The following is a 10,826-nucleotide window of genomic DNA, read 5'->3' as shown; positions in this document are numbered from 1 at the left end:
ACCCCGGCCGGCATGCGGCCCGTCACCATTCGGCGAAGCTGCCGTCGCGGTGGCGCCACACGGGGTTGCGCCAGCGGTGGCCTTCGGACGCGCGTTCGCGCACATACGCCTCGTTGACCTCGATGCCCAGGCCCGGGCCCTGGGGAATGGCCACCATGCCGTCCTCGTACGCGAACACCTCGCCGTTGGACACGTAGTCGAGCAGGTCGTTGCTGGCGTTGTAGTGGATGCCCAGGCTCTGCTCCTGGATGAAGGCGTTGTAGCAGACGCCGTCGAGCTGCAGGTTGGCCGCCAGCGCGATCGGCCCCAGGGGGCAGTGCAGGGCCAGGGCCACGTCGTAGGCCTCGGCCATGGTGGCGATCTTGCGCGTCTCGGTGATGCCGCCCGAGTGCGAGGGGTCGGGCTGGATGATGTCCACATAGCCCTCGGACAGCACGCGCTTGAAGTCCCAGCGCGAGTACAGCCGCTCGCCCAGCGCGATGGGGGTGGACGAGAGGTGCGCCAGCTCCTTCAGGGCCTCGTAGTGCTCGCTGAGCACGGGCTCCTCGATGAACATCAGCCGGTAGGGTTCGAGCTCCTTGAACAGCACCTTGGCCATGGGCTTGTGCACGCGGCCATGGAAGTCCACGCCGATGCCCACGTTGGGCCCCACCGCCTCGCGCACGGCGGCCACGTTCTGCAGGCATTTCTCGACCTTGTCGAAGCTGTCCACGTACTGCATTTCCTCGGTGCCGTTCATCTTCACCGCGGTGAAGCCGCGCTCCACGGCGGCCTTGGCCGCCGCGGCGGTCTCGCTGGGCCGGTCGCCGCCGATCCAGCTGTAGACCTTGATGCGGTCGCGCACGCAGCCGCCCAGCAGCTCGGACACGGGCACGCCCAGGGCCTTGCCCTTGATGTCCCACAGCGCCTGGTCGATGCCCGCCAGCGCACTCATGTGGATGCCGCCGCCGCGGTAGAAGCCGCCGCGGTAGAGCACCGTCCAGTGGTCCTCGATGTGGCGCGGGTCCTTGCCGATCAGGTAGTCGCCCAGCTCCTCGACGGCGGCGGCCACGGTGTGGGCCCGACCTTCGAGCACGGGCTCGCCCCAGCCGACGATGCCTTCGTCGGTCTCGATTTTCAGGAAGCACCAGCGTGGTGGCACCAGGAATGTGGTCAGTCGGGTGATCTTCATGGGGCAGGATGCAAAGCGGAAATGGAAGAGGCGGTGGAGGACGCGCCGCCGTAGGCGCCGCGCCAGGCCTGCATGAAGGCCGCGGCCTGGCGAGCCACGTCGGGCGCGGTGTCCCCCGGACGGTAGAGGGCCGAGCCCAGGCCGAAGCCGCTGGCCCCGGCGGCCGCGTAGGTGGCAATGGCCTCGGGCACGATGCCGCCCACGGGCACCAGCGCCATGGGCGGGGTGATCACGGCGCGCCAGGCCTTGAGCACATGCGGGGGCAGGGCTTCGGCCGGAAAGAGCTTGAGCATGTTGGCGCCCGCCGCCAGCGCGGCATAGGCCTCGGTCAGCGTGGCCACGCCGGGCGCGCAGGCCATGCCGGCCGCGCGTGCGGTGCGAATCACTTGGGGGTCGCTGTGGGGCATGACGATGATCTGCCCGCCTGCCGCCGCCACATCGGCACAGGCCTCGGGCGTGAGCACCGTGCCTGCGCCCACCAGGCAGTCGGCGGGCAGCGCGTCGCGCAGCGCGCGGATGCTGGCCAGGGGCTCGGGAGAGTTGAGCGGCACCTCGATGATGCGAAACCCCGCGTCGTACAGCGCATGGCCAATGGCCACCACCTCATGGGGCTGCACGCCGCGCAGGATGGCGATCAGGCCGCAGTGCTGCATGGTGTTGAAGAGGTTCTTGTCGATGGGGTTCATGCGGCTTGGCTCCTGGGGGATGGTGTTTGCTGTGCGCCAGGGGCAACCAGCCCGGCTGCCAGCGCGATCTGCCACAAGCCAGTGACCGTGGCTTGGGCGGCAATAGTGGGCGGCGCAAAGCCATAGGCCTGCAGTGCGATGGCGTAGCGGCGGCACAGGTCGGCCTCGCCGCACAGCACCAGCGGGAGGGGGGCGGGGCCGGTGGGCGGGTGCAGGCGCGCCAGGCTGGCGATCTCGTGCCCGATGAGGATGCCCGACAGGTAGTCTGCCTGCGCCGTGCCGGGCAGTGCGCCCGTCAGGCCCAGCGTGCGGGTGCTGAAGATGTGCGACAGCAGGCCCGGGGCCGCATCGCTGTCGCGCGCCACCTGCAGGCCTTGCGCGAATGCGGCGTCGTCGGGATCGGCCGGGGCCTGCATCGTCCGGCCCAGGATGGTGTGGCCGCGCAGTACGGCAAACACTTCGCCCGTCATGAAGGTGTGGAACCGATCGATGCTGCGCCGGGTGCCGTCTCTCTGCGCCACCACCCACTTGCTGTGCGTGCCCGGCAGGCCCACGAGCAGCGGGCCTTGGCCCGCCAGGGCGGCATCGGCCAGCACGCCCAGCACCTGCGTCTCTTCGCCGCGCATCACATTGGGCAGGCCGGAGCGCTGCAGCAGCCCGGGCACGATGTGCAAGGGTGCGGCGTTGCCACGCTGCACCACGGCCAGCCCGCGCGCCAGATCGTCCAGCGAGGTGGGGGTGTCGATGTAGGGGGCTTCGCGCCAGCCCTGTGCGCTGCCCACCATGCCGCAGGCCAGCACGGCTGCCGAGGGCAGGGCGGCCAGCCAGTCGCCGCAGGCGTCCTGCAATGCGCGCTCGAAGGCCATGCCGGGCTCCGCGTCGGCCTGCCCGGCGGGGGGCGGGGGCAGGTTCATGATGCCCCAGGGGCGGCCGCGCTGTTCCAGCACCTGCCCGCCGGCACCCAGGCGGAAGGCGCGCAGCGAGCTGGTGCCCCAGTCCAGGGCGATCAGGCGGGTGTCCGGGAGGTTGGCGGTGTGGGCCATGGCGTGCCTATCGGCCCCAGCGCAGCACCAGCGGGTCCAGCCGGCGCGCGATGTCGATGAGGCCCCTGCGTACTTCAGGGTGCATGGCCGGGAAGGGGTGGCGGCCGGCCTCGCAGGCGATCACGCCGCCTTCCTTCATGAGCGCCTTTGCGGTGAGGATGCCGCCCTGGCGGTTCTCGTGGTTGATAAGCGGCAGCCAGCGCTGGTAGAGCGCGAAGGCCTGGTCCATGTCGCCCTGGCGGTGGGCTTCGATGATGGGGCGGATGCCGTCGGGGAAGGCGCCGCCCGTCATCGCACCGGTGGCGCCGGCGTCCAGGTCGGCCAGCAGGGTGATGGCCTCTTCGCCGTCCCAGGGGCCCTCGATGGCCGCGCCGCCCAGGCGGATCAGCTCGCGCAGCTTGCTGGCGGCGCCGGGCACCTCGATCTTGAAGTAGGCCAGGTGCTCGATCTCCTGCGCCATGCGCGCGAGGAAGGGGGCCGACAGCACCGTGCCGCTGGCGGGCGCGTCCTGCACCATGATCGGGATGCCGATCGCATCGGACACGCGGGCATAGAACTCGTAAATCTGCGCCTCGGGCACGCGAAAGGTGGCGCCGTGGTAGGGCGGCATGACCATCACCATGGCGGCGCCCATGTCCTGCGCGGCGCGGCTGCGCTCGGCGCACACGCGGGTGCCGTAGTGGGTGGTGGTGACGATGACCGGCACACGGCCTGCCACATGCTCCAGCGATGTGAGGGTGATGACTTCGCGCTCGGCGTCCGATAACGAGAACTGCTCGGAGAAGTTGGCCAGGATGCAGACGCCGTCCACACCGGCATCGATCATGAAGTCAAGGCAGCGCTTCTGGCTGTCGAGGTCGAGCGTGCCGTCTTCATGGAAGGTGGTGGGCACCACGGGGAAGATGCCTCGGTGGCGAGGGTTCTGGAGGGAATGGGTGGCTGGCATGGCGGAGGAAAGGTGGAGATTTGAGTGGAATACGGCTCTGGCGCCTGTCTATCAAGCGCTAAGTGCTATAGAATATGTAGCATTCCAACGAGCTGGTTCGCCGCCGGCATCAGTGAGAGTGGCGAGGGACGGCGGCGCCACGGCAGCCGACGAGGAAGTCGAAGTCGCAGCCATCGTCCGCCTGCAGTACATGGTCCACATACAGACGCTGGTAACCGCCGCGCCCGCCGTTGTCGGTGCTCGCCAATGCGGCCAGGCGTGCCGCCAGTTCATCGTCGCTGATGTCCAGGTGCAGGCGGCCCTGCTCGCAGTCCAGCTCGATGAAGTCGCCGTCGCGCACGGCGGCCAGCGGGCCACCCGCGGCGGCCTCGGGCGCCACGTGAAGCACCACGGTGCCGTAGGCCGTGCCGCTCATGCGTGCGTCGGAGATGCGCACCATGTCCTTCACGCCCTGGCGCAGCAGCTTGGGCGGCAGGCCCATGTTGCCCACCTCGGCCATGCCAGGGTAGCCCTTGGGGCCGCAGTTCTTCATCACCATCACGCAGCTGGCGTCGATGTCCAGGTCTTCATCGACGATGCGCTCCTTGTAGTGCTCCAGGTTCTCGAACACCACGGCGCGGCCCCGGTGCTTGAGCAGCTCGGGCGAGGCGGCCGAGGGCTTGAGCACCGCGCCGCGCGGCGACAGGTTGCCGCGCAGGATGCAGATGCCGCCATCGGCGATCAGCGGGTTGTCGATAGGGCGAATCACCTCGTCGTTGTACTGCGGCGCCTCGCGCACGTTGTCCCACAGGCTCTTGCCGTTGACGGTGAGGGCGTCGGGGTGCGGCAGCAGCCCGTTCTCGCCCAGGCGGCGCAGCACGGCGGGCAGGCCACCGGCGTAGTAGAACTCTTCCATCAGGAAGCGGCCCGAGGGCTGCAGGTCCACCAGCGTGGGCGTGCCGCGGCCGATGCGTGTCCAGTCCTCCAGGTCCAGCGGCACGCCGATGCGGCCGGCAATCGCCTTCAGGTGGATCACGGCATTGGTCGAGCCGCCGATGGCGGCATTGGTGCGGATGGCGTTCTCGAAGGCCTCGCGCGTGAGGATCTTGGAGAGCGTGAGCCCCTCGTACGCCATCTCCACGATGCGCCGCCCCGACATGTGGGCCAGCACATAGCGGCGCGAGTCCACGGCCGGGATGGCCGCGTTGTGCGGCAGCGAGGTGCCCAGCGACTCGGCCATGCAGGCCATGGTGCTGGCCGTGCCCATGGTGTTGCAGGTGCCGGCCGAGCGCGACATGCCGGCTTCGGCCGCAAAGAACTGGTGCTCGTTGATCTCGCCCGCCTTCAGCGACTCATGCAGCCGCCACACGGCCGTGCCCGAGCCGATGTCCTTGCCGTCGAGCTTGCCGTTGAGCATGGGCCCGCCCGTGACCACGATGGCCGGCACGTCGCAACTGGCCGCGCCCATCAGCAGAGCCGGAGTGGTCTTGTCGCAGCCGACGAGCAGCACCACCGCGTCGATGGGGTTGCCGCGGATGGCTTCTTCCACGTCCATGCTGGCCAGGTTGCGCGTGAGCATGGCCGTGGGGCGCAGGTTGGATTCGCCGTTGGAGAACACCGGAAACTCGACCGGGAAGCCGCCCGCCTCGTAGATGCCGCGCTTGACGTGCTCGGCGATCTTGCGGAAATGGGCGTTGCAGGGCGTGAGCTCGGACCAGGTGTTGCAGATGCCGATGATGGGGCGGCCATCGAACTCATGGTCCGGGATGCCCTGGTTCTTCATCCAGCTGCGGTACATGAAGCCGTTCTTGTCGGCGGTGCCGAACCATTCGGCGGAGCGGAGCTTGCGCGGGGAGGAGGTCATGCTGTTGTGGTTCTGGGAGAGGTGATTCGTGGAATTCAGGAAGGCTTGCCGCTGCGGTGCGTGAGCAGGCGCTGCAGCAGGCAGAAGACGAAGAGCAGCACGCCGACGACGATGCGCGTCCACCACGAGCTGAGCGTGCCGTCGAAGGAAATCAGGGTCTGGATGATTCCGAGCATCAGCACGCCGAACAGCGTGCCGGCCACATAGCCCACGCCGCCCGTGAGCAGGGTGCCGCCGATGACCACGGCGGCGATGGCATCGAGCTCCATGCCCGTGGCATGCAGGCCGTAGCCCGAGAGCATGTAGAAGGTGAACACCACGCCGGCCAGTGCCGAGCAGAAGCCCGAGAGCGTGTACACGCCGATCACCGTGGCGCGCACCGGCAGGCCCATGAGCACCGCCGAGTGCTCGTTGCCGCCCACGGCATACACGTTGCGGCCGAACGGCGTGCAGTGCGCGACGAAGATGGCGACCAGCAGCACCGCCATGGCGATCAGTGCGCCCAGCGAGAGCGACGCGCCGTCCCACAGTTCCAGGCGCCACTGCGCCATCTCGGAATACGCCTCGTCGGCCATGCTGATCGAGTCGATGCTGATCAGGTAGCACAGGCCGCGCGCGAGGAACATGCCGGCCAGCGTCACGATGAAGGGCTGCAGCCGAAAGCGCTCGATCAGAAAGCCCATGAAGGCCCCGAACACCGTGCCCATGAGCAGCACCAGCGGGATGGCGGTGAGCGGGCTCCAGTGGTGGTGCTCCACCAGGCTGGCCAGCACCATGGTGGTCAGCGCCACCACCGAACCCACCGACAGGTCGATGCCGCCCGAGAGGATCACGAAGGTCATGCCCACCGCGACGATGATCAGAAAGGCGTTGTCGATCAGCAGGTTGAGGAACACCTGGGCCGAGAAGAAGCCGGTGTAGAGCACCGAGCCCGCCGTGGCCATGGCCAGGAACAGCGCGATGGTGGCCGCCAGCGGCAGGTACTTGGGGTTCAGGCGCATGCGGGCAGGGATGGTTGGGCGCGCTGGCGCGGTGGCGGGCGTGGCGCTCGTGGGCGCCACATCCAGGGCGGGGCTGTGTCCGCCGCTCATGACAACGCTCCCCCGGCCGCGGGGCGGCGCACCAGGGCACCCACCTGGGCGCGGAAGTCGGGCGACTGCAGCAGCATCACGATGAACACCACCACGGCCTTGACCACCAGGTTGATCTCGGGCGGCACGCCCAGCGAATAGATGGCATAGGTCAGCGTCTGGATGATGAGCGCGCCGATGACGCTGCCCACCAGGCTGAAGCGCCCGCCGGTCAGTGCCGTGCCGCCCAGCGTGACGGCCAGGATAGCGTCGAGCTCCAGCATCTGGCCGGCGTTGTTGGCGTCCGCGCTCTTCACGTTGGAGCTGATCAACAGGCCTGCGATGCCCGCGCACACGCCGCAGAAGGCGTAGGCCGCGACGACCAGGCGGCGCGACTGCACGCCGGCCACGCGCGCCGCCGTCGGGTTGATGCCCACGGCCTGGATGAACAGGCCCAGTGCCGTGCGCGTGACCGCCAGGTACAGCCCGGCAAACACGGCGGCCAGCACGAACAGCGAAAACGGCAGGCCCAGCAGGTAGCCCCCGCCCAGGAAGAAGAAGGGCGCGTAGTAGATGGTGATGATCTGGCCATCGGTGATCAACTGGGCGATGCCCCGGCCGGCCACCATGAGGATCAGCGTGGCGATGATGGGCTGCATGCCCACCTTGGCCACCAGCAGGCCGTTCCACAGCCCGCACAGCAGTGCCGCGCCAATGGCGCCGGCCATCGCCAGCGGCAGGGGAACGCGGCTTTCGGTGCCCGAGACCGAGCCGCCGATCATCCAGGCACCCACGGCGGCGGCGATGGCCACCACCGCACCCACCGAGATGTCGATGCCGCGCGTGGCGATCACCATGGTCATGCCCAGCGACACCAGCGCCAGCGGTGCCGCGCGGTTGAGGATGTCGACCAGGCTGCCGTAGAAGTGGCCGTCGCGCCACTCGATGTGCAGGAAGCTGGCGTTGAACGCCGTGTTCACGGCCAGCAGCAGGGCCAGCGTGACCAGCGGCCAGGTGAGCCGGTGGCGCAGCGCGGCGGCAAACAGGGAAGGGGTGGGTGCGTCAGGCATTTTCGGCGGCAATCAGTTCGTACACGGCTTCTTCGCTGCTGCCGGCAGGCAGCTCGCCGACCTTGCGGCGGTCACGCAGCACCACGATGCGGTGCGCCACGCGCACCACCTCGCTCATTTCGGAGGAGATGAAGACCACGGCCATTCCGGCCTCGGCCAGGCGCAGGATCTGTTCCATGATTTCCTGCTTGGCGGCCACGTCGATGCCGCGCGTGGGCTCGTCCAGGATCAACAGGCGCGGCTCGATGGCCATCCAGCGCGCCAGGATCGCCTTTTGCTGGTTGCCACCCGAGAGCAGCGCGATGGGCGTGTCCACGCTGCTGGTCTTGATGCCCAGCAGCTTGACGTAGCGCTCGGCGATCGCCGTCTGCTCGGCGCGCGACAGAAAGCGCCCCATGCCCATGCGCGCCTGCAACGCCAGGGCGATGTTCTCGCGCACCGAGAGCTCGGCCACGATGCCATCGGTCTTGCGCTCCTCGGGGCACAGGGCCAGGCCCTCGCGGATCGCGTCCATGGGGTTGGCGAAGGCCACTGCCTTGCCGTCGATGCGCAGTACGCCGCGGTCGGGCACCTGCAGGCCGAACAGCAGGCGCGCCAGCTCGGTGCGGCCCGAGCCCAGCAGGCCCGCCAGGCCCACCACCTCGCCGGCCCGCACCTTCAGGTCCAGGGGCTGCAACTGGCCGCTCTGGCCCAGGCCCTCGGCCTGCAGCAGGGCGGTGCTCTCATCATCGAACTGCGGCGAAACAGGCGGTTCGGTGGACTGCGCGGCCAGCTCGCGCCCCAGCATGGCATTGATCAGCGCCTGCGCCGGCAGGTCGGCCGCCGCCCATTCGCCCACCCAGGCGCCGTTGCGCAGCACCGTGATGCGGTCCGACACGGCATACACCTGGTTCAGGAAGTGCGTCACGAACACGATGGACAGGCCCTCGCCACGCAGGCGGCGCAGCACCTCGAAGAGCTTTTGCACCTCGTCGTCGTCCAGGCTGGAGGTGGGCTCGTCCAGTATCAGCACCTTGGCCTCGATGCTCAACGCCCGGGCAATGGCCACCAGCTGCTGCACGGCCACCGGGTAGTCCGAGAGCAGGCGCGTGACGTCGATGGACAGGCCGATGCGCGCCACCAGTTCGCGCGCACGCTGGTGCAGCGTGGCCCAGTCGATGCGAAAGCCCTGGGCGATGCCGCAGCGCGGGTAGCGGCCGGCGAAGATGTTCTCGGCCACCGACAGGTTGGGGCAGAGGTTGACCTCCTGGTACACGGTGCTGATGCCCAGGCGCTGGGCGGCCAGCGGCGAATCGGGCCACACGGCCTGACCGGCCAGGCGCATCTGGCCGCCGCTGGCTTCGAGCACGCCGGTGAGCACCTTGATCAGCGTGGACTTGCCCGCGCCGTTCTGCCCCATGAGGGCATGGATCTCCCCCGGGTACAGGTTCAGCTGCACGTCGCGCAGCACGGGAATGCCCGCGAATTGCTTGTGGATGCCCGCGAGCTGCAGCACGGGAGTTTGGGATGGGCTGCTCATGGTGCTCCAAACAGCCGTTGCTGTCCACACAGTCCGCAAAGCGGGCGCGGCGCAGGCCAGTGCCCCCGCGCAAGGGCCGCACCGCCGCGCTGGGGGCGTCCCCCTCCCAGATTGCGAAGCAAACTGAGAGAGGGGCTGAGGGCCGCGGCTCCAAGCCTGCCTGCGCAGGCTTGGACGTGTCCGAAGAGCGGCCGACTCTGGCGGACGCACGGAGGCGCGAAGCGACTCAGGGGGTGCTTCATTTCAGGCCTTGTTTTTGTTGTACACGTCGACCAAAACCGCCGCCAGCAGCACCACGCCCTTGATGACCTGCTGGTAGTCGATGCCGATGCCCAGGATGGACATGCCGTTGTTCATCACACCCATCACGAAGGCGCCGATCACCGCGCCCATGACCTTGCCCACGCCGCCCGAGGCCGATGCGCCACCGATGAAACACGCCGCAATCACGTCCAGCTCAAAACCCAGGCCCGCCTTGGGCGTGGCGGTGTTGAGCCGCGCTGCAAACACCAGTCCGGCCAGGGCCGCGAGCACGCCCATGTTGATGAAGGCATACAGCGTGAGCCGCTCGGTCTTGATGCCCGAAAGCTTGGCGGCCTTTTCGTTGCCCCCCATGGCGTAGATGCGGCGGCCAATGGTGGTGCGGCTGGTGACGAAGTCGAACAGCACGATCAGCAGCGCCATCACGATGAGCACGTTGGGCAGCCCCTTGTATGACGCCATGAGGTAGCTGAAGTACACCAGCAGGGCGCCAAACACCACCGTGCGCGCGATGAACAGGCCGGCGGGTTCGGCGCGCACACCGTGCCGCAGGCGGTTGGCGCGTTCGCGCAGGCCGCCCACGGCCAGGGCGGCGGCCACGGCGGCGCCCAGCAGCAGCGAGGTCAGGCGCAGCCCCTCCACGTTGAACAGGTCGGGAATGAAGCCCGAGCTGAGCATCTGGAACGCCGAGGGGAATGGCCCCACCGACTGGCCCGCCAGCAGCGCCAGCGCCAGGCCCTTGAACACCAGCATCCCCGCCAGCGTGACGATGAAGGACGGAATGCGCGAGAAGGCCACGAACCCGCCCTGCACCGCACCGATGAGCCCGCCGCAGAGCAGGCACACCAGCGTGGCGGGCACGAAATGCCAGTTGTATTCGACCATCAGCACCGCTGCCAGCGCGCCGATGAAGCCACACACCGAGCCCACCGACAGGTCGATGTGCCCGGCCACGATGACCAGCAGCATGCCCAGCGCCATGATGACGATGTAGCTGTTCTGCAGCACCAGGTTGGTGAGGTTGAGCGGCTGCATCAGCGTGCCGTCCGTCATGTACTGGAAGAAGCCCATGATGGCCACCAGCGTGATCAGCATGCCGTACTCACGGAAGTTGTGCTTGATGTGCTCCAGCAGCGGCTTGTCGTGGTGGGCCGGTGCCTCGGCGGGTGCGCTGGCGAGCGTGGCGGTGGGGGAGGGGGTCATCTGGCTCATTTCAG

9 protein-coding genes are annotated in these 10,826 nt (G+C 68.6%); all 9 read right to left on the bottom strand.

All coding sequences use genetic code 11. The features are described from left to right. Positions 1-22 precede the first annotated feature (22 nt). Complete coding sequence (gene dgoD / locus AC07OD_RS07925; RefSeq protein WP_369642711.1) at positions 23-1,171, bottom strand: galactonate dehydratase; 1,149 nt, start codon at positions 1,169-1,171, stop codon at positions 23-25. Then, positions 1,168-1,857, bottom strand: a complete 690-nt coding sequence (locus AC07OD_RS07920) for a 2-dehydro-3-deoxy-6-phosphogalactonate aldolase (protein WP_494596004.1) — start codon at positions 1,855-1,857, stop codon at positions 1,168-1,170. The genes dgoD and AC07OD_RS07920 overlap by 4 nt, the downstream gene beginning before the upstream one ends. Further along, positions 1,854-2,900, bottom strand: coding sequence for a 2-dehydro-3-deoxygalactonokinase (locus AC07OD_RS07915; RefSeq protein ID WP_494596002.1), 1,047 nt, complete (start codon positions 2,898-2,900; stop codon positions 1,854-1,856). Before AC07OD_RS07915 ends, AC07OD_RS07920 begins: the two co-directional genes overlap by 4 nt. 7 nt (positions 2,901-2,907) lie before the next feature. Then, the gene (locus AC07OD_RS07910; RefSeq protein WP_494596000.1) at positions 2,908-3,846 is read right to left on the bottom strand and encodes a dihydrodipicolinate synthase family protein; all 939 of its coding nucleotides are present in this window, start codon (positions 3,844-3,846) and stop codon (positions 2,908-2,910) included. Between the two features lie 109 nt (positions 3,847-3,955). Further along, positions 3,956-5,689: an IlvD/Edd family dehydratase gene (locus AC07OD_RS07905; RefSeq protein ID WP_494595999.1), complete on the bottom strand. Its 1,734-nt coding sequence runs from the start codon at positions 5,687-5,689 to the stop codon at positions 3,956-3,958. Positions 5,690-5,724: 35 nt separating this feature from the next. Then, entirely contained in the window at positions 5,725-6,780 is a 1,056-nt protein-coding gene (yjfF, locus tag AC07OD_RS07900) for a galactofuranose ABC transporter, permease protein YjfF (protein ID WP_494595998.1), read from the bottom strand. Beyond that, entirely contained in the window at positions 6,777-7,829 is a 1,053-nt protein-coding gene (locus AC07OD_RS07895; RefSeq protein ID WP_494595996.1) for an ABC transporter permease, read from the bottom strand. Before AC07OD_RS07895 ends, yjfF begins: the two co-directional genes overlap by 4 nt. Further along, the gene (locus tag AC07OD_RS07890; protein ID WP_494595994.1) at positions 7,822-9,348 is read right to left on the bottom strand and encodes a sugar ABC transporter ATP-binding protein; all 1,527 of its coding nucleotides are present in this window, start codon (positions 9,346-9,348) and stop codon (positions 7,822-7,824) included. The genes AC07OD_RS07895 and AC07OD_RS07890 overlap by 8 nt, the downstream gene beginning before the upstream one ends. A 243-nt stretch (positions 9,349-9,591) precedes the next feature. Continuing rightward, positions 9,592-10,821 (bottom strand): multiple monosaccharide ABC transporter permease, encoded by a 1,230-nt coding sequence (gene mmsB, locus AC07OD_RS07885; protein ID WP_494595992.1) that lies wholly within the window; start codon positions 10,819-10,821, stop codon positions 9,592-9,594. Positions 10,822-10,826 lie beyond the last annotated feature (5 nt).

The sequence above is a fragment of the Acidovorax sp. GW821-FHT10E03 genome, assembly GCF_059415205.1.
The sequence above is the reverse complement of the archived record's forward strand: the minus strand, read 5'-3'. Positions and strand labels throughout refer to the sequence as shown.

What these genes read in the sequence shown, in the direction of transcription:
- AC07OD_RS07915 (WP_494596002.1), bottom strand. Translation starts at nt 2,900, where the DNA reads ATGGCCCACACCGCCAACCTCCCGGACACCCGCCTGATCGCCCTGGAC.
- mmsB (WP_494595992.1), bottom strand. Translation starts at nt 10,821, where the DNA reads ATGAGCCAGATGACCCCCTCCCCCACCGCCACGCTCGCCAGCGCACCC.
- dgoD (WP_369642711.1), bottom strand. Translation starts at nt 1,171, where the DNA reads ATGAAGATCACCCGACTGACCACATTCCTGGTGCCACCACGCTGGTGC.
- yjfF (WP_494595998.1), bottom strand. Translation starts at nt 6,780, where the DNA reads ATGAGCGGCGGACACAGCCCCGCCCTGGATGTGGCGCCCACGAGCGCC.
- AC07OD_RS07890 (WP_494595994.1), bottom strand. Translation starts at nt 9,348, where the DNA reads ATGAGCAGCCCATCCCAAACTCCCGTGCTGCAGCTCGCGGGCATCCAC.
- AC07OD_RS07910 (WP_494596000.1), bottom strand. Translation starts at nt 3,846, where the DNA reads ATGCCAGCCACCCATTCCCTCCAGAACCCTCGCCACCGAGGCATCTTC.
- AC07OD_RS07905 (WP_494595999.1), bottom strand. Translation starts at nt 5,689, where the DNA reads ATGACCTCCTCCCCGCGCAAGCTCCGCTCCGCCGAATGGTTCGGCACC.
- AC07OD_RS07920 (WP_494596004.1), bottom strand. Translation starts at nt 1,857, where the DNA reads ATGAACCCCATCGACAAGAACCTCTTCAACACCATGCAGCACTGCGGC.
- AC07OD_RS07895 (WP_494595996.1), bottom strand. Translation starts at nt 7,829, where the DNA reads ATGCCTGACGCACCCACCCCTTCCCTGTTTGCCGCCGCGCTGCGCCAC.